Below are 21,035 nucleotides of genomic sequence, written 5' to 3'. Positions count from 1 at the left end.
TGCTTCTCAGCCGTCCGACGGGCCGACCTGGAGCGTGATCGTCTCGCCGCTGCGCGGCTCCTTCACGATCTCGATCCTGGTGTTGGTGTCAGCGACCTTCACGCTTCCCGTGGGGTTCGACGGGTCGTAGTACGAGACCCAGTGGCCGTCGTCGAAGGCGGACACGCCCTCCTTGCCGGGGACCTTCGTCGGCACGCCGTCGTTGTGCAGCGTGAAGCCGTCGGTGCGGTGCCGGCTGAAGGGTGCGTCGTAGGCCTGGATGCGGTTCCGCATCACCGTGCCGTCGGCCCACTTCTCGGCCTTCGGGTGCGCGTCGATCGGCAGCACCAGACCCTCGCCCGGGTGCTGGCTGGTGTTGTTGTCCGCCTGCGAGGTGTCCCACTGCCAGATCATCAGGCCGTTCTGGTACGGGTAGTGCTCCACCCAGTTCGGCCGGTCGGTCGCCCAACCGAAGTTGTACGGGCCGGACTTGAGGGTCTTGTCGTAGCTGACGTACTGGCGGTTCTCCGCGATGTAGTACTGCGGGTAGTCCTTGGTGAAGGACTCGCCGACGCGGCTGAAGCCGTCCGCCGTCCAGCCGTTGTCGTCCTCCTCCGCGCCGTCCGCGAAGAGCTCCTCGCCGTCCGCGGTGATGCTGATCTCGTCGGCGGTGAAGCCGCGTTCGGCGAGACCGCCGTCGGTCTGGTAGCGGAAGCGCAGGTCGACCTTGTGGCCCGCGTATTCGTCGAGCGGGAAGTTCAGCTTCTGGTACTTCTCCGAGACGCCGGTCAGGCCGGGCTTGTCGCCGCCGTCGCGCGGGATCTGCTTGCCGTCCGCGGTGCCGTCGAGCGGGGTGTAGGTCGCGCCGCCGTCGGTGGAGGCCTCGACGTACAGGAAGTCGTAGTTCTCCTCGATCGACCACCAGCCCGAAAGGTCGAGGCTCGCCTCGGACTTGCCGGTCAGGTCGACCTCGCGGCTCAGGGTGTTCTTGAGGTCGTTGCCCTGGCCGCTCCACCACTGCTTGGTGCCCTCGGCGGGCTTGGTGATGGTGGTGGTGACCTCCTTGGTGGGCAGTTCCACCACGAGGCCCTGCTTGTTCTTGGTGTTGTACTCGGCGAGGCCCAGCTTGTGCGTGGACTTCGTCGCGGCCTTCGCCGTGTCGTAGTCCAGCCAGCCGAGCTGCAGCTTGTCCCAGGCGGTCATGTCGCCGGGCAGGTCACCGATGGAGTCCTTGCCGCGGCCGAGCCAGGAGCCCGACGACATCAGGGTCCAGAAGGCCGTGGAGTTCTCGCCGCCACTGGTGTCGTAGTGGTCGGGCAGACCCAGGTCGTGGCCGTACTCGTGGGCGAAGACGCCGAGTCCGCCGTTCTCCGGCTGCATCGTGTAGTCGCCGACCCAGATGTCGGTGTTGCCGATCTCGGTGCCGCCGGCCGGGTTGTCCGCCGGTCCCGTCTTGCCCGCGTCGGTGCCGTACGCGTACCAGCGGTGCGCCCAGAGGGCGTTCTCGCCCTCGGCGCCGCCGCCCGCGGACTCGTCCTCGCCGGCGTGCACGATCTGGAAGTGGTCGATGTAGCCGTCCGGCTCGTTGAACTCGCCGTCGCCGTCGAAGTCGTTGCGGTCCCACTGGTCGTACTCGGCGAGCTGCGCCTTGATCTCGGCGTCGGTCTTCCCGGCCGCCTTCTGGTCCTCGGCCCAGGCGGTGACGCCGTCGCGGACCGCGTCCCAGACGTTCGGGCAGTTGGAGTCGCCGCAGTAGTTCGAACCGTAACGGGCCTCGTTCCACTCGACCTTGACCCAGTCCGAGACCTCGCCGTCCACCGAGTAGCGGCCCGAGGACTGCTTCTCGTAGTACTTCTTGACGGACTCCTTCTTCTTGTCCGTGGAGAAGTAGAGGTCCTGGAAGTGCTGTTGGTCGAAGTCCTTCTGCCAGTCCGTGGAGTTGTCGTCCTTGCGGTCCGGCTCCGCGATGGTGTTGTGCAGCGGCCCCGGCTCGCCGCCGTACTTCTTCACCGGCTCCTCGGGCCCGTCCGGGCCGTCCGGGTCGTACATGGTCTCGTCGTCGACCTTGTCGCCGAACTCGACCAGGATGGTGAAGATCTTGTCCGTCTTCTCGCGGCCGAGCTCGACGTACTTGCCGTCGTCGAGCTTCACGACGTTCGATCCGCCGCTCTTCTTGACCTTCGCGTCGCCGGATATGACCTCGCGCAGTGCGTCCTCGCGCAGTTGGGCCTGCCGGTCGCTGAACGGGCCCTTGAGGTCGTGGTCCCCGTGCCCCTTCGCGGGCGCCGGGTCGCGGCGCTCCACTCCGGGCGCCCCCGCGGACCGGTCGTCCGCCTGCGCGGTCGCATACGCCGAGGCGGTGGCGCCCGTCGCGGCGAGCGCCGCGAGCACGGCGACCGTGCGCATCGACCGGCGGTGTCTGCCGGTGCCTGTCTCTCTGTTCACTTGACGTGTTCCTCCCCCGCGGCCGCGCCTGCGGATGGAGGTGGGTGTGGGGGTGGTGCGGAATCCGCGCGCCTGGCCGCGTCACAAGTGACGTCATTCGACCGGAGTTACGGAAGAAAAGACAGACCTTGACTTGAACCCGCCAAGTGCGTTACGCGGATGCGGAGTTGCGTTATCCGGACGGCGGGGCGGCGCGTCCGTCTCGACTGCTGGAACGCGGCATGAACCCGTGCGCCCCCCGTGCACCGGCGCCGTGGGTAAGGTCACGCTTACTTCCGGTTCCGGGCGGGAATCCAGCGAACTAGGGTCGCTACCGCTGCCCCGACACCGCTGTTCCGAGGACGGATTACGCCATGCCTCGTCCGACTGCCGCACAGCTCGCCTTCGGCTCCGCCACCGTGGTCTTCTCGACCCTCGCCATGCTGCTGCTCTCCGGCGCGACTTCGGCTCTCGGGGCCGCGGTCGTGGCCGTCGCGGGCCTCGGGCTCGGGCTGCTGGTCGCGGTGACCGTGCCGGCCCGGCCGCGGGCGGCGACACGTACCGTCGCGCCCCTGCCCGTCGCCTCGTCCGTCGAGCCCGCGCCCCGCACACGGCGTACGGAGGGCGAGCGCGTCTCGGCCCTGCACCGCTGACGCGGACACGCAGACGGCGGGCCGCTCGAGTCCCACGGCCCGCCGTTCGTGTGCTTCGCCCGCGCTCATCCCGCGCGGGCGCTCAGGGGACCGTCACCACCACGGTCTTGGCCGCCTTGTCGTGCAGCCCCTGCTTGTACGGCTTGTCCACGAAGCTCCAGCCACCGCAGATCGCGGTCCAGATGCAGGCGCAGCAGAACGCGAACGGCAGCCACAGGACCGCGGCACGGACCAGGCAGGTCTGCAGCGTCGGGGTCGCGCCGTCGTCCAGATTCGCGACCCTGAGACCCATCCACTTCTTGCCCAGGGTCTGACCCGTCCTGGAGATCATCACCGCGTCGTAGCCCATGTAGAGGACGGCGGCGAGCAGCGACTGTCCGAACGACGAGGTGTAGTTGACCTCGTCCGGGTCGGTCTCGAAGCGGACGCCGCCGAAGAGCAGCGACAGGACGTAGACCACGATCGCGACCATCAGCATGTCGATGATCCTGGCGAGTACGCGCTTGCCGCTGTCCGCGAGCGGGGGCATCCCGGCGAGGGGGTCCGCGCCGCCTCCGCCGTAGGGGCCGCCGCCGTACGGGGGCGGGCCGCCTCCCGGGGGCGGAGGGCCGCCCGAGCCCGGCGGGGGGCCGTACGGACCACCGCCCTGCGGGGAGTCGTAGGGGGAGCCGCCGCCGGGGCCACTGCCGGTGGGCGGCTGCTTCAGAAACGGGTCGTCGTCCGGCGGTTGGCCCGCGCCGGGGGGCGGCGGTTCACTACTCATGCGTCGAGTCGAACGCGGGGGCGAGGGTGACGCATCCGGGTGGGGGCCATTCGGGGCGTCGCCCCCCGGTCGGGAAGGCCAGCCCCGACGCGGGGCTGGGCCTCAGCCCCTGTCCGGCCCGAGGACGAACGTCCGCGCGGCCTTGTCATGCAGGCACTGCCGCCAGGGCCGGTCGAAGACGCACCACACCACACCCACGACCCCGACGACCAGCACCCCCGGCACCGCGTACACCAGCCACCGCCGCAACGCCGCCCCGAAAGAGGGCGATTCGTGGGCCTCGATGTCCCGGACCTGCAGCCCGAACAGCTTCTTGCCCAGGGTGCGGCCCCACTTCGCCGTGGGCACCGCCTCGTAGAGCACGCCGAAGACCAGCAGGACGCCGAGGACGATGCCGAGATACACCGATGTGGTGCCGTCGATCAGCCAGACCGTGACGGTCTCGCCGGACATCTTCGCCGTCTGGATCTTGTCGTCGATGTGGTCCGACGCCTTGGTGACGAACGGCAGCGCCGCGGCCCCCGTGACGGCCGCGAGCACCACCGTGTCGACGAGCCGCGCCAGGAACCGCCGCCCGAGCCCGGCCGGACGGCCCGAGGCCGCCGCCTGCGCGGCCGCCAGGAACGGGTCGTTGACCGGCGGCTTCCACGGCGTGACCGGCTGCGACTCCCCCGCCTGCGCCTGCGGCGTCTGCGCCAGCTGATGCACCTGCTGCGCCCAGGAGGCGGAGCCGCCACCGGACCCGGGGGTGAGCGGCGACCCGGCCTGCGCTGCCGGGGCACCCTGCGGATACCCGTACGCGGGCGGCGCGCCGGGTGACGCGGGAGCCGGAGCGGCGGGGGCAGGGGGCGCGGGAGCGGGGGCCGCGGCCGCGGAGCTCTCCGCGGAACTCCCTGCCGTACGCCCCGAGTCGGCCGCACTCCCGGGCAGCGCCCGGATCGTCATGGTGCCCTCGGTCGCCGGCGCGGGCGACGGCGCGGCGGGGTCCTCCTCCGCGGCGCGCCGCTCGCGGGCCTTCGCGTCGCCGGGCTGCATCCGGCGCACCATCATCGTGTCCTCGCCGGGCTTCTGCTCCGGCACCCGCGCGGCGGTGTCCGCGGACAGCGACCGGATGGCCATCGTCCCGTCGGCACGCGCGCCCTCGTCCCGGCCGCTCCCCGGCGCGGCGTTCGCATCCGAAGGAGTGGCGGATGCGGGGGTGGTTGACGAGGGAGCTGTTGACGCGGCCCCGCCGGACGGCGCCGACCCGGCCCGCGGGTCAGGGGTACCCGGAGTACCGCCCGGACCGGCCCCCCGCGGCGTACGCCCCGAGCCGCCCCAGGACACCCGTCGCTCGTCGTCGCTGCCGAAGCCCGCCTGCCGGTTGGTGTCGGCCTGCCAGGCGGAGGCCGGTTCCGGACGGGAGCCGTGCAACTCCGCCTCGTCCTGCGGCTCCTCGTCGAAGAAGACGGGTCCGGTCTCGTCCACGGGACCACCGTGCGCGGGAGGAGGCCCCGCCGCCGCGGCCGGCGGCGTCGGCATCGCCTCGCCCTCGGACGGCGCGGGCCGGCTCGTGCCGGGCACCCACGCGACGCCGTTCCAGTACCGGACATAGCCCGGAATGGAAGGGTCCGGATAGAACCCTGCCTTGGGGCTGCTGTCGCCGGGTGCCGGGGTTGGGGCGCTCATGGTCCGTCGTCCCGTATCTGCTCGGGGGTCTGTGGAGGGTCCACATTTATCAGACCCACGCTCGCTGCCGGGCCGGTCCCACCGTTCCTTCCACTTTCCGGTCACGTTCCTTCCGCTCCTGCGGGCGGGGCCGGTCAGAGTACAAGGGTGGTTGCTGCAAAGGGAGTTGAGGAGGAGACGGGTGCGACACGGACCGGCCGGTGCGGCCCGGCACGGGTACCCGAAGTACTCGTACCCGGGCGGGCGATCGTGACATGCGGCGGAATGCCGGGGGCTCAGCGTAGGGGCCGGGATCCGGGAGCGGACGGGTCTCGGAGAGGCCCTGAGAAAAAATCTCCGGAAGTCGCGTAATGGATGGTGAGGACCGCGCTCTCTCCGGTTGCGGGCCTGCCGAAGGCCCCGTCGCCGAGAGGAGCGCATCGAGATGAACACCGTCGTGGAACGCGAACTTGAGCTCAACCTGGTCCTGTCGCCGGAGCGGAGCATCCCCGTACCGGCCCGGCTCGCCTACCGGGCGAGCGACCCGTACGCCGTGCACATCACCTTCCACATCGGCTCCGAGCAGCCCGTGAACTGGACGTTCGCGCGTGAGCTCCTGGTCGAGGGGGTCTTCAGGCCGTGCGGTCACGGGGATGTCCGGATCTGGCCGACGAAGGTGGACGGCCGCAGCGTCGTCCTGATGGCCCTGACCTCGCCGGACGGGGACGCCCTGCTCGAGGCACCGGCCGCGATCGTCTCGGCCTGGCTGGAGCGCACGCTGCGCGTCGTGCCGCCGGGCACCGAGCAGGACCGCCTCAGCCTCGACGAGGTACTGGCCGACCTGCTCACCCCTACCCCGGCCGACGACCTGTGGCTGCAGAACCCGTGGCCGTCCGACGAGTCCAAGGACGGCGACTGACCTGCCCCGGGGAGCACCCGCACGCCGATTTCACAAGACTCGTTGGTCATAGAATTCGCCGTATGACCGACGAGGATTCCGCATTCGCGGCGCTCGGCATGCTGGGCGACCCGCTGCGCCGCCGCCTCTATCGCTACGTGGCCGCCGCCCCGGCCGAAGTCGGCCGGGACGCGGCCGCGGAGGAGGCGGGTATCTCGCGTTCGCTCGCCGCCTTCCATCTGGACAAGCTGGTGGAGGCCGGGCTGCTCGCCACGTCCTTCCGGCGGCTCTCCGGCCGCACCGGACCCGGCGCGGGCCGCCCGGCGAAGCTGTACCGGCGGGCCGACGGCGAGCACGCGGCGTCCGTGCCGCCGCGCTCGTACGACGCCGTCGGCCGCCTGCTCGCCCGGGTGGTGGAGGACGGCGGGCTCGACCGCGCGCTGCAGGCCGCGGCGAAGGCGGAGGGAGCGGAGCATCCGGACGCGGCGGCCGGGGATCTGGTCGAGGTGCTGCGGGCCCGCGGATACGAGCCGTTCCAGGACGGGGAGACGCTGCGCCTGAACAACTGCCCCTTCCACGGCCTCGCCGAGGAGTTCCCGGCCCTGATCTGCGGCATGAACCTCGCCCTGATCGAAGGGCTGGCGACCGGCCAGTGGTCGCCGACGATGGATCCGCAGCCGGGTGGCTGCTGTGTGAGCCTGCGGCGGGACGGCGTCCGGGACGCCTCTCGCGACGACCGGCGAGACTCTAAAAACAAAAAGGATTGACCATAGAACTGGACCCAGCCATCCTGACCTCATGCCCAAGACTGGATTCCATCTCGCCCAGGTCAACGTCGGCCGCATCGTCGCACCGATCGACAGCCCCGAGCTCGCCGGATTCGTCGAGCAGCTCCCCGAGATCAATGAACTCGCCGACCGCAGCCCCGGGTTCGTCTGGCGCATGGTCGACGACGAAGGCCAGGACGCGACGGGCCTGCGCCCCGACGGGCACGACGACCTGTTCCTGATCAACTGCTCGGTCTGGGAATCGGTCGAGGCCCTGCGGGCCTTCACGTACGAGACCGGGCATCTGCGTGTGCTCAGCAGGCGGCGCGAGTGGTTCACGCGCATGGTGGAGCCGCACCAGGCCCTGTGGTGGGTCCCGGCGGGTCATCTCCCGTCGGTGGCCGAGGCGTTGGAGCGGGTGCAGCTGGTGCGGGACCAGGGCCCTGGACCGGAGGCCTTCACCTTCCGCAGCCCGCACCCCGCACCGGACGAGGCCGCCGCACCGCCCGCGGCCCCCGAGGCGCCGGACGGGCTCAGAACACCTTCCCGGGATTGAGGATCCCCAGCGGGTCGAAGACCGACTTGATGCCGCGGTGCAGGTCGAGCGAGACCGGGCCGAGCTCCCTGGCCAGCCATTCCTTCTTCAGGACGCCCACGCCGTGTTCGCCGGTGATCGTGCCGCCGAGTTCCAGGCCGAGCGCCATGATCTCGTCGAAGGACTCGCGGGCGCGGCGGGACTCCTCGGCGTCGGACGCGTCGAAGCACACCGTCGGGTGGGTGTTGCCGTCACCGGCGTGCGCACAGACGCCGATGGTCAGATCGAACTTCTCGGCGATCCGCGCCGTACCCTCCAGGAGCGCCCCCAGCTGCGAACGCGGCACACACACGTCGTCGATCATCGTGGTGCCCTTCACCGCCTCGAGCGCGACCAGCGACAACCGCCTCGCCTGCAGCAGCAGTTCGGACTCCGCCCGGTCCTCCGCGGGCACCACCTGGGTGGCGCCCGCCGCCGAGCAGAGCGCACCGACCGCGGCAAGGTCGGCGGCGGGGTCCGCGGTGTCGAAGGCGCAGAGCAGCAGCGCCTCGGTGGTCTCCGGCAGTCCCATCTGCGCCATGTCGTTCACGGCCCGGATCGTCGTACGGTCCATCAGCTCGAGCAGCGACGGCACGTGGCCGCCGGCCATGATCCGGCAGACCGCGTCGCAGGCGGCCGCGGCGGAGGTGAACTCGGCGGCGAGGACCAGCTGGGCGGGCGGCCGCGGCTTGAGGGCGAGCACGGCGCGGACCACCACACCGAGGCTGCCCTCGGATCCGACGAAAAGCCGCGTGAGGTCGTATCCCGCGACGCCCTTGGCGGTACGGCGGCCGGTGTGCAGCAGGCGGCCGTCGGCGAGGACCACGTCGAGGCCGAGGACGTACTCCGCGGTGACTCCGTACTTGACGCAGCACAGGCCGCCGGATGCGGTGCCGATGTTGCCGCCGATCGTGCACTCCTCCCAACTGGAGGGATCCGGCGGGTAGTAGAGGCCGTGCTCGTCGACCGCCCGGGACAGCACCGCATTGACCACACCCGGCTCGACGACCGCGATGCGGTCGACGGGGTCGATCTCCAGGACGGCGTCCATCCGCACCAGGGACAGGACGATCCAGCCGTCCTCGGCGTTGGCCGCGCCGGACAGGCCGGTGCGGGCGCCCTGCGGGACGACGGGGACGCGCAGTTCCGTGGCGGTGCGCATCACGTGCTGCACCTCTTCGACCGTGCGGGGCAGGACCACCACCGCGGGGGTGCCGGCCTCGCAGAAGCTCGCCATGTCGTGGCCGTAGCTGCGGGTGATGTCCGGGTCGGTGAGGACGGCGTCGGCGGGCAGACCCGCACGCAGGAGCTCGGCAAGCCGTACGGAAGCAGCGTCCATGATCCAAGGGTGGCACTCGGGGCCATCGGTGTGAACCCGTCTGCGAACCCGTTCACGGACACCGATGTGCTCGTCGTACGGGCGCAGAGTGAGCGGCATGGAGATGGAGACGATGGAGCACGGCTCCGCGACGGAATCCGGCACGCGGGCGCCGAACGCACTGGAAGCGCGGACGCCGGAGCCGTCCGGGCCGGCCGCACCCCGTCGCCGCCGCCTCTCCCCCGTCGCACGCAAGGCGCTGATCTCCGCTGTGGCGGGCTGTGCGGTCCTCGCCGGGGTCCTGGTCCTCGTCCCGTGGGGCGACGGGACGCCGCCCCCGCCGGGCCCGGCCGACCGGGCGCTGCTCGCCGCCGGGGCGGGGCTGCCCGCGGCGCTGCCCGATCTGGCCGCGCTGATCGGTGAGCGCAGGGCGCAGGTCGCGAAGCACCCGAAGGACGCCAAGTCCTGGGCGGTGCTCGGCTCGGCCTATGTGGAGCAGGCGCGCAGGACCGGGAAGCACGCCGCGTACCCGAAGGCCGAGCGCGCGCTGCGCACCTCGCTCACCGTCCGCCCCGCAGCCCGCGGCAACGTGGACGCGCTGCAGGGCATGGCCGCGCTCGCCGACGCGCGGCACGACCACCGGGCGGCGAAGAAGTGGGGCGAGCAGGCGGTGGCCGCCGCCCCGGCACGCTGGACCGTGCACGCCCGGCTCATCGACACGTACACCGGGCTCGGCGACGCCAAGCGTGCCGATGCCGCGCTCGAGAAGCTGCAGAAGTACGGCAAGGGGCCCGCGGTCCTCGCGGGTGCAGCGGAGTTGTACCGGGAGCGGGGCTGGCGCGAGGACGCGGCGGCCGGGCTCTCGGACGCGGTGGCGCTCGCCGAGTCGCCCGCCGCGGAGGCCGAGTACCAGCACCGGGCCGGCGAACTGGCCTGGGAGCGGGGCGAACCCGCCGAGGCGCTGCACTACTTCGACGCCGCGCTGCGCGCCGACCCGACGCACCACGCCTCGCACGCGGGACGCGCTCGGGCGCTCGCGGGTCTGGACCGCGGGACGGACGCGGTCGCCGCGTACCAGACCGCGTACGGCGCGCAGCCACTGCCTCAATATGCCCTGGAACTGGGCGAGTTGTACGAGTCACTGGATCTGGAACCTGCGGCCCGCGGACAGTACGAGAGGCTGCGTACACGGGTGGCGCAGGAGGGCGCGGTCGGGGTGGGCGACGAAGGGGTGCTCGGACTCTTCGAGGCCGACCACGGGGACGCGGGTGCGGCGGTGAAGCGGCTGGAAGCGGAGTGGAAGCGGCACCCGGGGGCGCGGGTCGCGGATGCGCTCGGGTGGGCGCTGCACCGGGCGGGCGACAGCAAACGGGCGGAGAAATTCGCCAAGCGGGCGATGGAGAACGGGCCGCTCAGCGCGCTCTTCGCGTATCACCGGGCGGAGATTCAGCGGGAGTTGGGCGATCAGGGCGCGGCCCGCCGATTCTTCGAGCAGGCGCTTCGCATCAACCCGCACTTCTCCCCGCTGCTCGCGCCCGCCGCGCGTGCGGCGCTGAAGGACCTCGGGGAGCCGCCGGAGGGCGGGCCGGAGCAGGTGCAGCCGCCTGCGCCTGCTCCGCCGTCGAAGGCGGGGGGTGGTCACCGGCCCGCTCGGCCGGCGCCGTCCGGGTCCCCGTCCGCATCCGCGTCGCCGTCTCCGTCGGCTTCTGCACCTGCTTCGGCTTCGGCTTCGGCTTCGGCTTCGGGAAAGCCCTCCCCGGCGGGAACGCCCTCCGCGAAGCCTTCGGGCTCCGCCGCGCCGTGACGGGTCAGCGGGCCGACGGCAGGAGTTCGCCGTCGAGCTCGACCAGCATGCTCTGCTCGCTGCGATGCCAGGCGGCACCGCCGGGGCCGGTACCGGAATCGGTCTCGTGGCCGAACCACTTCGGTGCCCGGTCCACCGGGCGCAGCCACACTTCGCCGGGGACCGGGTGGAACATCCGGCTCCCCGGCTCGTGCTCGACGTAGCGCTGCTTCACCACCTGGATGCCCGCCACGCGGCCGCGCATCCGGACGCCGACGGCGGAGTGGCCGATGTGACCGATGTACGCCAACAGCCCCCGCTCGCCGTCCACTTCGCTGAGCGCGTCCGCCGGCCAGCCGGCCTCGTCCGGGATCAGCGACAGCTCCCAGTCGACCTCGTCACCGACGGAGAACGGCTCGCCGCAGCACTCCATCTCCCAGCCCTCGTACAGCACCTTCCGCATCGTCATGCCGTCCAGGATGCGTCACGGGGGCCCGGCGCGTCCGCTCCCGCACGGCGTCACCGCGCCCTGCGCCGGCGCCACAGGACCAGCAGACCGCCTGCCGCGGCGGTGGCTCCCACCGCCGTGAAGCCGATGGTGAGGCCGCTCGGGCCCGCTGCCTCGGACACCTCGGCCGGCAGGGCGACGGTGTCGTTGCCGTGCGTGCGGTCGTACTTCCCCACGGCGCGCACCGAGCCGCGCGCCCCCGGCACCTTGCGGTCGATGCGGATACGCGTGGTGACGGTCGCCCGCGCACCCTTCCGGCCCTCGACCCCTTCGAACGCTTCCCCGCCGAGGTCGCAGATCCACACCCGCTCGCGGTGCCGTGCCTCGGCGCACGCGCCGTCCATGGGATCGCCGTCCACCTCGTACGGCGTGGAGGTGATGGTGGTGCCCTCCGGCGGTACGACCTCCACGTGGTCGGGGTTGGGCCCCGGCAGCCGGCCGCCGTTGACGTTGCGCACCCCGATCCGCAGGCTCACCGTGTCGCCGACGCGACCGCGCAGCTTGCCCTGCACGACGGGCGCGTAGTCCATTTGCGCGGGCCCGCGCACCAGCAGGGCGCTCGCCCCGGTGCGGCTCTCGCGCACCTGCTTCGACGGGACGCGCTCGAGGTCGAGCTCCGGCCCGCTGCCGCGGTACGGGAAGTTCTTCGGGTCCCGGGTGCCGTGGACCGCTTCGTAGCGCACGCTGTCGGCCGGCATGGTCCGCTGCAGCTTTCCCCTCAGCGGCTGGGCCACCCGCCAGGCGCTGTGCGGGGGCAGCGGGGTGCTGAACTCGCACCACACCTCGCCGCTCTCCTCGGGATCGGCGATGCCGTCGCTGTACCAGCAGTTGCGGTAGCGCCGGTCGAACTCCATATGGTGCCCGTACGTCGAGAGCTTGAGCGCGTACTTCCGTACGGTCCACCGGCCGGGGTTGGCGAACGACGGCCGCAGTTCGGTCACGCCGTCGGAGGCCGCCTTCACGTGCTCGGGGCGGTTGCCGATCAGGTCGGGCGGGCGCACCTCGAGGCGGGTGCGGGCGCGTGCGGTCGGTGTGTTGTCGGCCCGCGCGGTGATCCGTACCGTGCCGCCGTCGCCCGGTGCCACGCCGTCCTTCCCGCGCAGGTGGAACGGCCGCGAGTGGGCTCCGTACTTCAGGTCGCGCGGGTCGAAGCGGCAGCGGAAGACGGCGCCCTGCCCGGTGCAGCGGTGGCCCGGGGTCAGGGTGCCGACCTTCTTCAGCTCGCGGGCGTCCACGGTGACCTCGACGTTCTCGGCCACGCCGTGGGCCGGCCGCACGAAGATCTCGTAGTCGTCCTGCCGTCCCTCGCGGCCCTCCGCGGCGTCGTACAGGCCGAACTCCGTCGGCGCCTCGACGGTCAGGGCGACCTCGGCGTTCGGCGGGGCGGGGGCGGCGCCGGTTCCGCCCGCCAGCACGGCGGCCACCGCCAGGCCGGCGGCCGCTCCGCGCAGCCACCGGCCACGTATACCTCCGTACATCATCACGCGACATACTCAACGCGCCCTGACCGACGAGATCAAGCCCGTCCGGCGTCCGCGGACGAGGCCTCGATCACAGGTTGCCGCGCTTCTCCTGCTCTCGTTCGATGGCCTCGAACAGCGCCTTGAAGTTGCCCTTGCCGAAGCCCATCGAGCCGTGGCGCTCGATGATCTCGAAGAACACCGTCGGCCGGTCCTGGACCGGCTTGGTGAAGATCTGCAGCAGATAGCCGTCCTCGTCCCGGTCGACGAGGATCTTCTGCTCGCGCAGGGTCTCCACGGGCACCCGGGTCTCGCCGGCCCACTCGCCGAGTGTGTCGTAGTACGAGTCGGGGGTGTCGAGGAAGGAGACCCCGCCGGCCCGCATCGCCCGTACCGTCTCGACGATGTCGTTGGTGGCGAGCGCGATGTGCTGGACGCCGGCGCCGCCGTAGAACTCCAGGTACTCGTCGATCTGCGACTTCTTCTTCGCGACCGCGGGCTCGTTGATGGGGAACTTGACCTTGAGCGTGCCGTCGGCGACGACCTTGGACATCAGGGCCGAGTACTCGGTGGCGATGTCGTCGCCCACGAACTCCTTCATGTTCGTGAAGCCCATGACCTTGTTGTAGAACGCGACCCATTCGTTCATGCGGCCGAGCTCGACGTTCCCGACGCAGTGGTCGATCGCCTGGAAGGTGCGCTTCGCGGGCGGCTCGACGATCGGCGCGGCGGCCGTGTACCCGGGCAGGTAGGCGCCGTCGTACCCGGACCGCTCGACGAGGGTGTGCCGGGTCTTGCCGTACGTGGCGATCGCGGCCAGCACCACGACACCGTGCTCGTCCTTCACCTCGTGCGGCTCGGTGATGCCGCGGGCCCCGTGCTCGATGGCGTACGCGTAGGCGGCGCGGGCGTCCGGCACCTCGATGGCGAGGTCGACGACGCCGTCACCGTGCTCGGCGACATGGCTCTCGAGGAAGGCGCCCCAGTCGGTGGAGGCCTTGATGACGGAGGTGAAGACGAATCGGGCGGAGCCGTTCTCCAGGACGTAACTGGCCGTCTCGCGGCTGCCGTTCTCGGGTCCCGAGTACGCGACGAGCCGCATGCCGAAGGCGGTCGAGTAGTAGTGGGCGGCCTGCTTGGCATTGCCCACGGCGAAGACGACCGCGTCCATTCCCTTGACCGGGAAGGGGTCGGCCTCGCGCGCGGTGTGGGGAGTTCGGTGTGTGGTCTCAGTCATGCCCGAAGCGTCCCGCCGAACCACAAGGTGCGCAATAGTTCGTGCATTCACTGGTCAATCTGCACAGCAATACGGCAGCATCGCCGGTCTATCTGTACAGGCTGACCACTGGGAGTGTGACGCAGGCCATGGCGATCGACGCACTGGACGGACGACTGCTCGTACTGCTCGCCCGCGAGCCCCGGATCGGCGTCCTGGAGGCGTCCCGCAGGCTGGGGGTCGCCCGGGGCACCGTGCAGGCCCGCCTCGACCGGCTTCAGTCGAATGGAGTCATCCGCGGATTCGGCCCGAACGTGAACCCGGAGGCGCTCGGCTACCCCGTCACCGCCTTCGCCACCCTCGAGATCAAGCAGGGCCAGGGGGCCGACGTACGGGCGCACTTGAGCGGCGTACCGGAAGTGCTCGAGCTGCACACCACGACCGGCAGCGGCGACATGCTGTGCCGGCTCGTCGCGCGCTCCAACGCCGATCTCCAACGTGTGATCGACCGGGTTGTGGGCTTTGATGGCATCGTTCGGGCCTCCACGGCGATCGTCATGGAAAATCCCGTTCCGCTGCGGATCATCCCGCTGGTCGAGCAGGCCGCGGAGGACGGCAGCTGAGTTCTGTGCACCTCCCGCGCCGACGCAGGAGGTGACCGAGGTGACCGAGGTGACCTGAGTGAACTTCTGGGAGTACCTGGGCAGTCGCCACCAACAGCTCCTGACGGACGCCTATCAACACGCCAGCGCCGTCTTCCAGTGCATGGTGGTGGCCACCGTCATCGGCGTACTGATCGGCGTGGCCACGTACCGCAGCGACTGGGCGGGCAGTGTGGCCACCACCGCGACGTCGACGATCCTGACGATCCCGTCGCTGGCCATGATCGGTCTGCTGATCCCCATCGTCGGACTCGGTGTCGCGCCGACGGTGGTGGCGCTGACCCTGTACGGGCTGCTGCCGATCGTGCGGAACTCGATCGTGGGCCTGCGCGGGGTCGACTCCACCCTGGTGGACGCCGCCCGCGGCATCGGGATGTCCCGTACGGCGCAGCTGCTCAGGGTGGAACTGCCGCTCGCCTGGCCGCCGATCCTCACCGGGATCCGGGTCGCCACCCAGATGCTGATGGGCATCGCCGCGATCGCCGCCTTCGCCTCGGGCCCCGGCCTCGGCAACGAGATCTTCCGCGGCATCGCCTCGCTCGGCAGCAAGAACGCACTCAACCAGGTGCTCGCGGGCACCCTCGGCATCGTCGTCCTGGCGCTGCTCTTCGACGCCGCGTACGTCCTCATCGGACGACTGACCATCCCGAGGGGGATCCGTGCCTGAATCCGTGACGACGACCGGGGCCACTCCGCCCGGCGACCCCGCCCCGAGCGGCGGCTCCGACGAGACGAAGGCGACCGGCGCCACCATCGAGCTCGAGAACCTCACCAAGCGCTATCCGGGCGCCGCCGACGCGGCCGTGGACAGCGTGAACATGGAGATCAAGGCCGGCGAACTGGTCATCTTCGTGGGCCCGTCGGGCTGCGGGAAGTCCACCACCCTGAAGATGATCAACCGTCTGATCGAGCCCACCGGCGGCCGCATCCGGATCGGCGGCGAGGACGTCACCGACATGGACTCGGTGAAGCTGCGCCGCAAGATCGGGTACGCGATCCAGTCCTCGGGCCTCTTCCCGCACATGACCGTCGCCCAGAACATCGCCCTCGTACCGAGGATGGTCGGCTGGTCCAAGTCGAAGATCAAGGGGCGGGTCGAGGAGATGCTGGACCTGGTCGGCCTTGACCCGGGCGAGTTCCGCGGCCGCTATCCGCGCCAGCTGTCCGGTGGCCAGCAGCAGCGGGTGGGGGTGGCGCGGGCGCTCGCGGCCGATCCGCCGGTGCTCCTGATGGACGAGCCGTTCGGCGCGGTCGACCCGATCACCCGTGACCATCTGCAGGACGAACTGATCCGGCTGCAGCACGAGTTGCACAAGACGATCGTCTTCGTCACGCACGATTTCGACGAGGCGATCAAGCTGGGCGACCGGATCGCGGTGCTCCGCGAGCACTCGCACATCGCCCAGTTCGACACCCCGGAGGCCATTCTCACCAACCCCGCCGACGACTTCGTCTCCGGATTCGTCGGCGCGGGCGCGGCGCTGAAGCGGCTGAACCTCACCCGCGTACGGGACGTCGAGATCCGCGACTACCCCACGGTGACCGTGGACGATCCGCTGCAGGACATCTTCGACAAGCTGCGCTCCGGCAAGGTCAACGAGATCCTGCTGCTCGACAAGCGCGGCCGCCCGTACAAATGGCTGCGCCGCGGCGACATGATGCGCGCCCGCGGCTCGCTCGCCCGCGCGGGCACCCTGGTGCACGACACCGTGACCAGGGACGCCACGCTGCGCGACGCCCTGGAGGCGGTGCTCACGGACAACGCGGGCCGGGTCGCGGTCACCGGCCGGCGCGGCGCGTACGAGGGCGTCGTCGACATGCAGACCCTGATGAACTCGGTGCACGAACTCCTCGAGGCCGACCGGCTCGACGCGATGGAGCACCAGCACGAGCTGGAGGAGCAGCGGCACGCCCAGACCCTGCAAGCACAGGAGGGCGGCGGCACCGGGGAGGTGCCGCGGTGAGCAGTCCACGCGGCAGCAAGCACCCGCCGGCCGAGTCCCGGCACGAGGGCTCGCACGAGGTGAAGGGGCATCCCTTCCGGGACGCCGGGGAGGCGGAGGAGGAGGCCACTCCACCGGAGCACGCGCGGGCGCCCGAACGTCGGATCGGCTGGCCCCAACTGGTGATCCTGCCAGCCGTGTTGGCGCTGATCCTGCTCGCCACCTGGCTCTGGTTCCAGCAGGCCGACCTGGACTCGATCTCCGAGAACGCGCTGTCCGGCGACAAGGTGGTCAAGGCGCTGTGGCAGCACATCGAACTGACCGCGATCTCCACCTTCTTCGTACTGATCATCGCGATCCCGCTGGGCATCCTGCTGACCCGCGGCGCCCTGCGCAGGGCCGCACCGGTCGCGATGATCCTGGCCAACATGGGCCAGGCCACGCCCGCGATCGGTCTGCTCGCGCTGCTCGTCATCTGGATGGGTACGGGGATGAAGGCCGCCCTGTACGGCATCATCATCTACGCCGTGCTGCCGGTGCTCTCCAACACGATCGCCGGGCTCAAGGCCAATGACCCGACCCTGCTCGAGGCAGCCCGCGGCATCGGCATGTCGCCGGCCGGTGTCCTCACCAAGGTCGAACTCCCCCTCGCCGTACCGCTGATCCTGGCCGGTGTGCGCACGGCCCTGGTCCTGAACGTCGGCACCGCCACCCTCGCCACGTACGGCGGTGGCGGCGGACTCGGCGATCTGATCACCACCGGCATCACCAACCAGCGGATGCCGGTCCTGATGCTCGGCTCGGTACTGACCGTGGTGCTCGCCCTGCTGATCGACTGGCTGGGGTCCCTTGCCGAGCAACTGCTGCGGCCGCGGGGTCTGGAGGCGACGTCATGAGGTACGCGATGCCGTACGTGCGCAGATTCCGGCGCACCACCCTGACCGCCGCCCTCGCGGGCGCACTGCTCGTCCCCTCGCTCCTGGCCGGCTGCGGTCTGACCAGCGGATCCCCGATGGTCGACGACGTCGAGCCCGGCATCGTCGGCAAGGGCAAACCGCTCGAGGGTGCCAAACTCACCGTCACCTCCAAGGAGTTCACCGAGCAGCTGATCCTCGGCGCGATCATGGGCATCGCCTTCGAGGCTGCGGGCGCGGACGTCCTGGACCGGACCGGGATCCAGGGTTCGATCGGCGCGCGCGAGGCGGTCAAGGGCGGCGACGCGGACGGCATGTACGAGTACACGGGCACCGCGTGGATCACGTACCAGGGCAACTCCAAGCCGGTGCCCGACCCGCAGGAGCAGTGGAAGGTGGTCCGCGACGCCGACCGCAAGAACGGCCTCGACTGGCTGCCGCCGTCCGAGCTCAACAACACCTACGCGCTGGCCATGAACCCGGCCAACGTCAAGAAGCTGAAGACCAAGAACCTCTCGGACGTCGCCGCGCTCCTGAAGAGGGACCCGGGCGCGGTCACCCTCTGTGTGGAGAGCGAGTTCAACAACCGTGCCGACGGGTTGGCCGGCATGAAGAAGACGTACGGCATGAACATCCCGGCCGGGAACATCACGCAGATGGACGCCGGCATCATCTACACCCAGGCGGCCAAGGGCAGTTGCGCCTACGGCGAGGTCTACACGACGGACGGCCGCATCCAGGCGATGGACCTCACCGTCATGGAGGACGACAAGAAGGCCTTCCCCAACTACAACGCCGCCCCGTCCATCAACTCCAAGGCCCTCAAGAAGTATCCGGCCATCGCCGAGATCCTGGCGCCCATCACCGCCAAGCTCGACAACACGATCGCGCAGCAGCTCAACGCCAAGGTCGACGTCGACGGCGAGGACCCCCACAAGGTCGCCCTGGACTGGATGCTGGACGAGGGCTTCGTGACGGAGTAGTCGACCGGCCGACCCTCGGGCGACCACAGAGGTTCCGCTGCAAAGCAGTTGTTGCAAAGACTCCATTGCAGCGGACTCTCTGCGTTTCTACGCTCGCCGGCATGACGGACTCCCGCGACCTCGACGCCCGTTCGCTGCGCGGGCTCGCCCACCCGCTGCGCATGCGGCTGCTCGCCGTGCTGCGCGACGACGGGCCTGCCACCGCGTCCCGACTGGCCGCCCGGCTGGGTGAGTCGAGCGGATCGACCAGCTACCACCTGCGTCAACTCGCGCGGCACCGGTTCGTGGTGGAGGAGCCCGGTCGCGGCAAGGGGCGCGAGCGGTGGTGGCGGGCCGTGCATCGGTCGATCAACTCCAACACCGAGGAGTTCCACCGGAATCCGGACCCGGCGGTGCGCGGCGCGGTGAACACCCTGCTGCACGAGATGGCCACCGGGCACGCCGTGGAACTCGGCGCCCACCTCGGCACCATGCATGAGCGCCCGGAGTGGATCGGCGGCACGGTGATGAGCGACTGGACGCTGAATCTGACAGTCGATCAAGCGCGCGCCCTGAAAGTCGAGTTGTTCGAGGTGATCGCGCGGTACGACGCGGCGTCGGGCGACACGGACCCGGGTGACGACGATCCGGGTGGCGCCGAGCCGGAAGCGGCCGCGTACCGGCTGCAGTTGCACGGATTCCCTCGCCCCGCGACCTCGCACCACCCCGCGCCGTGACCCGCGACCGGCGGCCGCTCGCCGCCGCGCTGATCGCCAACACCGCGTCCGTCTGGGGTAGTTCACTGACCCTCATCGGCATCCCGTGGTTCGTCCTCGAGGCGACGGGAAGCGCCACCAGGGCCGGAGTGGTGGCCTTCTGCGCCATGGTGCCGGTGGTGGTGGCCTCGCTCGCCGGCGGGCCGCTGATCGACCGGATCGGCAGACGGCGCATCAGTGTCGGGACCGATCTGCTGTGCGGGGCGGCCGTCGGGGCCGTACCGCTGCTGCATCGCGCCGGCCTGCTGGAGTTCTGGACGCTGTGTGCTCTGATGGCCGCCCACGGCCTGTTCCACGCACCCGGCGAGACCGCGCGCAGCGCCCTGCTCCCCGAGCTCGCCGAGCGGGCCGGCACCACGGTCACCCGGGCCGCGAGCCTCTTCGACGGAGTCTCGCGCGGGGCCCGGATGCTGGGCGCCGCGGTCGGCGGCGTACTGATCGCCGCACTCGGCGCCGAGACGGTCCTCGCCTGGGACGCCGCGACCTTCGCCGTGTCGGCGGCCGTGGTGGCGGCGGGCCTGCGCGGCCTTCCGGCCGGCGAGCCCGTACGCCGCACCACGCCCCGCCCCTCGTACCGCCGCGAACTGGCCGAGGGATACGCCTACTTGGTCCGTACGCCCCTGCTGCTCGCCATCTCCGGGTTGGTGCTCTGCACCAACGCCCTCGACCAAGGCGGTTCCGCCGTGCTCCTGCCGGTGCACGCGGAGCGGGAGTTGGGCGGACCGGCCGCCCTCGGTCTGGTGTCGGCCCTGTGGGGCGTGGGAGCGGTCGTCGGTGCGCTGCTCTACGGGGCGTTCGGGGCCCGCTTCCGCCGGTGGCCGGTCTTCGTCGCCTGCGCCCTCCTGATCGGACTCCCCCGGTACGCCACCGCCGCGTTCTCGTCCGAACTCGCCCCGCTGGCCGTGGTGATGGTGTGCGGCGGACTCGCCGGCGGCATGATCAACCCGATCCTCTCGACGGTGACCTTCGAGCGGGTGCCGGCGGAGCTGCGCACCCGTGTCCTCGGCGTGTCCCGCGCCGGGTCGATGCTGGCCACTCCGCTGGGCGGCCTGACCGCCGGCCTGCTCGTCGATGGAGTCGGACTCACGGCCGCGTTCCTGGTGGTCGGGGGCGTCTACTTCGTGGTGACGCTGACGCCTCTGCTGTTCCCGGTGTGGCGGCAGATGGACGGCGGGCGACCCGCGCAGGATCCGGTGCGCGGGCAACTAAACGGATTGCCGTTCGTGTCCCGTACGGATAGGAAGCCTGCATGCTGACAGGTGACAAGGTCGGGCTCCGGGCCCGGCACGACGAGGACATACCGGTACTGCGCGAAGAGCTCTACGGCGATGTGACCGTCACCTCGCGGGCGGAGGGGCGGGCGTGGCTACCGGTGCCGCCGAACGCGGAGGACGGGCCGTTCTCGGTGCGCGACAAGGATCCGGCGTACGCCCTGTTCTCCTCGGTGGATCTGGCGAGCGGCGAGCTGATCGGCACGGCGGCCCTGTGGGGCATCGACACCCACAACCGGTCGGCCCATCTCGGGCTCGGACTGCTGCCCTCCGCACGCGGCAAGGGGTACGGCACCGATGTGATCGCGGTGCTCTGCCACTACGGATTCGTGGTGCACGGTCTGCAGCGGCTGCAGATGGAGACACTGGCGGACAACACGGCGCTGCTGCGCGCCGCCGACCGCAACGGCTTCGTACGGGAGGGCGTGCTGCGTTCCTCGGCCTGGGTCCTCGGCGAGTTCCTGGACCAGGTGATCCTCGGGCTGCTCGTGCGGGACTACCGGGGCCGCGCGTAGCC

Annotated in this window: 20 protein-coding genes; 13 read left to right on the top strand and 7 right to left on the bottom strand. The window is 71.0% G+C overall.

The window, feature by feature from the left end:
• Window positions 1–6 precede the first annotated feature (6 nt).
• Window positions 7–2,385 carry an immune inhibitor A domain-containing protein gene (locus DY218_RS33220; protein WP_128559924.1) on the bottom strand — a complete coding sequence of 793 codons (2,379 nt, stop codon included), beginning with the start codon at window positions 2,383–2,385 and terminating at the stop codon, window positions 7–9.
• 392 nt (window positions 2,386–2,777) lie between these two features.
• Here DY218_RS33220 and DY218_RS33215 point away from each other — a divergent pair, with 392 nt between their 5' ends.
• Window positions 2,778–3,056, top strand: a complete 279-nt coding sequence (locus DY218_RS33215) for a hypothetical protein (protein WP_128559905.1) — start codon at window positions 2,778–2,780, stop codon at window positions 3,054–3,056.
• A gap of 82 nt (window positions 3,057–3,138) precedes the next feature.
• Here DY218_RS33215 and DY218_RS33210 read toward each other — a convergent pair whose 3' ends face one another.
• Together DY218_RS33210 and DY218_RS33205 are read right to left on the bottom strand one after the other, a co-directional pair.
• Window positions 3,139–3,819, bottom strand: a complete 681-nt coding sequence (locus tag DY218_RS33210; RefSeq protein WP_128559904.1) for an RDD family protein — start codon at window positions 3,817–3,819, stop codon at window positions 3,139–3,141.
• Window positions 3,820–3,921: 102 nt separating this feature from the next.
• Complete coding sequence (locus DY218_RS33205) at window positions 3,922–5,487, bottom strand: RDD family protein (RefSeq protein WP_128559903.1); 1,566 nt, start codon at window positions 5,485–5,487, stop codon at window positions 3,922–3,924.
• Between the two features lie 424 nt (window positions 5,488–5,911).
• On the opposite strand from DY218_RS33205, the gene DY218_RS33200 reads away from it, so the two are divergent.
• The 3 genes from DY218_RS33200 (at window position 5,912) to DY218_RS33190 (ending at window position 7,687) form a co-directional block, all read left to right on the top strand.
• Window positions 5,912–6,385 (top strand): SsgA family sporulation/cell division regulator, encoded by a 474-nt coding sequence (locus DY218_RS33200; RefSeq protein ID WP_128559902.1) that lies wholly within the window; start codon window positions 5,912–5,914, stop codon window positions 6,383–6,385.
• 62 nt (window positions 6,386–6,447) lie between these two features.
• Window positions 6,448–7,131 (top strand): helix-turn-helix transcriptional regulator, encoded by a 684-nt coding sequence (locus DY218_RS33195; RefSeq protein WP_128559901.1) that lies wholly within the window; start codon window positions 6,448–6,450, stop codon window positions 7,129–7,131.
• A 31-nt stretch (window positions 7,132–7,162) separates the two neighbouring features.
• A complete protein-coding gene (locus DY218_RS33190) occupies window positions 7,163–7,687 on the top strand; it encodes a DUF3291 domain-containing protein (protein WP_128559900.1) in 525 nt (174 codons plus the stop codon).
• On the opposite strand, the gene DY218_RS33185 is transcribed toward DY218_RS33190, so the two are convergent.
• A complete protein-coding gene (locus DY218_RS33185; protein WP_128559899.1) occupies window positions 7,665–9,044 on the bottom strand; it encodes an FAD-binding oxidoreductase in 1,380 nt (459 codons plus the stop codon). The genes DY218_RS33190 and DY218_RS33185 overlap by 23 nt on opposite strands.
• A 103-nt stretch (window positions 9,045–9,147) precedes the next feature.
• Between DY218_RS33185 and DY218_RS33180 the strand changes: the two genes are divergently transcribed.
• Window positions 9,148–10,827 (top strand): tetratricopeptide repeat protein, encoded by a 1,680-nt coding sequence (locus DY218_RS33180; protein WP_233522032.1) that lies wholly within the window; start codon window positions 9,148–9,150, stop codon window positions 10,825–10,827.
• 4 nt (window positions 10,828–10,831) lie between these two features.
• On the opposite strand, the gene DY218_RS33175 is transcribed toward DY218_RS33180, so the two are convergent.
• The 3 genes from DY218_RS33175 to hppD all read right to left on the bottom strand — a co-directional run bounded on the left by DY218_RS33175 (window position 10,832) and on the right by hppD (window position 14,011).
• On the bottom strand, window positions 10,832–11,275 hold the full coding sequence (locus tag DY218_RS33175) for a DUF6578 domain-containing protein (RefSeq protein WP_128559897.1): 444 nt from the start codon (window positions 11,273–11,275) through the stop codon (window positions 10,832–10,834).
• A 50-nt stretch (window positions 11,276–11,325) separates the two neighbouring features.
• The gene (locus DY218_RS33170; protein WP_128559896.1) at window positions 11,326–12,798 is read right to left on the bottom strand and encodes a hypothetical protein; all 1,473 of its coding nucleotides are present in this window, start codon (window positions 12,796–12,798) and stop codon (window positions 11,326–11,328) included.
• A 67-nt stretch (window positions 12,799–12,865) separates the two neighbouring features.
• Window positions 12,866–14,011, bottom strand: a complete 1,146-nt coding sequence (hppD, locus tag DY218_RS33165) for a 4-hydroxyphenylpyruvate dioxygenase (protein WP_128559895.1) — start codon at window positions 14,009–14,011, stop codon at window positions 12,866–12,868.
• A gap of 128 nt (window positions 14,012–14,139) precedes the next feature.
• Here hppD and DY218_RS33160 point away from each other — a divergent pair, with 128 nt between their 5' ends.
• From DY218_RS33160 to DY218_RS33125, 8 genes are all read left to right on the top strand, one after another.
• The gene (locus tag DY218_RS33160; protein ID WP_128559923.1) at window positions 14,140–14,613 is read left to right on the top strand and encodes an Lrp/AsnC family transcriptional regulator; all 474 of its coding nucleotides are present in this window, start codon (window positions 14,140–14,142) and stop codon (window positions 14,611–14,613) included.
• A 58-nt stretch (window positions 14,614–14,671) separates the two neighbouring features.
• The gene (locus DY218_RS33155; RefSeq protein WP_128559894.1) at window positions 14,672–15,319 is read left to right on the top strand and encodes an ABC transporter permease; all 648 of its coding nucleotides are present in this window, start codon (window positions 14,672–14,674) and stop codon (window positions 15,317–15,319) included.
• Window positions 15,312–16,616 (top strand): betaine/proline/choline family ABC transporter ATP-binding protein, encoded by a 1,305-nt coding sequence (locus DY218_RS33150; RefSeq protein ID WP_407703717.1) that lies wholly within the window; start codon window positions 15,312–15,314, stop codon window positions 16,614–16,616. Before DY218_RS33155 ends, DY218_RS33150 begins: the two co-directional genes overlap by 8 nt.
• A complete protein-coding gene (locus DY218_RS33145) occupies window positions 16,613–17,491 on the top strand; it encodes an ABC transporter permease (RefSeq protein ID WP_128559893.1) in 879 nt (292 codons plus the stop codon). The genes DY218_RS33150 and DY218_RS33145 overlap by 4 nt, the downstream gene beginning before the upstream one ends.
• Window positions 17,488–18,492 (top strand): glycine betaine ABC transporter substrate-binding protein, encoded by a 1,005-nt coding sequence (locus DY218_RS33140; RefSeq protein ID WP_407703716.1) that lies wholly within the window; start codon window positions 17,488–17,490, stop codon window positions 18,490–18,492. The genes DY218_RS33145 and DY218_RS33140 overlap by 4 nt, the downstream gene beginning before the upstream one ends.
• 101 nt (window positions 18,493–18,593) lie before the next feature.
• Window positions 18,594–19,208: a winged helix-turn-helix domain-containing protein gene (locus tag DY218_RS33135; RefSeq protein WP_128559892.1), complete on the top strand. Its 615-nt coding sequence runs from the start codon at window positions 18,594–18,596 to the stop codon at window positions 19,206–19,208.
• Window positions 19,205–20,503 (top strand): MFS transporter, encoded by a 1,299-nt coding sequence (locus DY218_RS33130; protein WP_233522027.1) that lies wholly within the window; start codon window positions 19,205–19,207, stop codon window positions 20,501–20,503. Before DY218_RS33135 ends, DY218_RS33130 begins: the two co-directional genes overlap by 4 nt.
• On the top strand, window positions 20,497–21,033 hold the full coding sequence (locus tag DY218_RS33125; RefSeq protein WP_128559890.1) for a GNAT family N-acetyltransferase: 537 nt from the start codon (window positions 20,497–20,499) through the stop codon (window positions 21,031–21,033). The genes DY218_RS33130 and DY218_RS33125 overlap by 7 nt, the downstream gene beginning before the upstream one ends.
• Window positions 21,034–21,035 lie beyond the last annotated feature (2 nt).

The organism is Streptomyces triticagri (assembly GCF_003429565.1).
GTDB lineage: Bacteria > Actinomycetota > Actinomycetes > Streptomycetales > Streptomycetaceae > Streptomyces > Streptomyces triticagri.
This window is presented reverse-complemented; position numbering and strand designations above follow the sequence as displayed.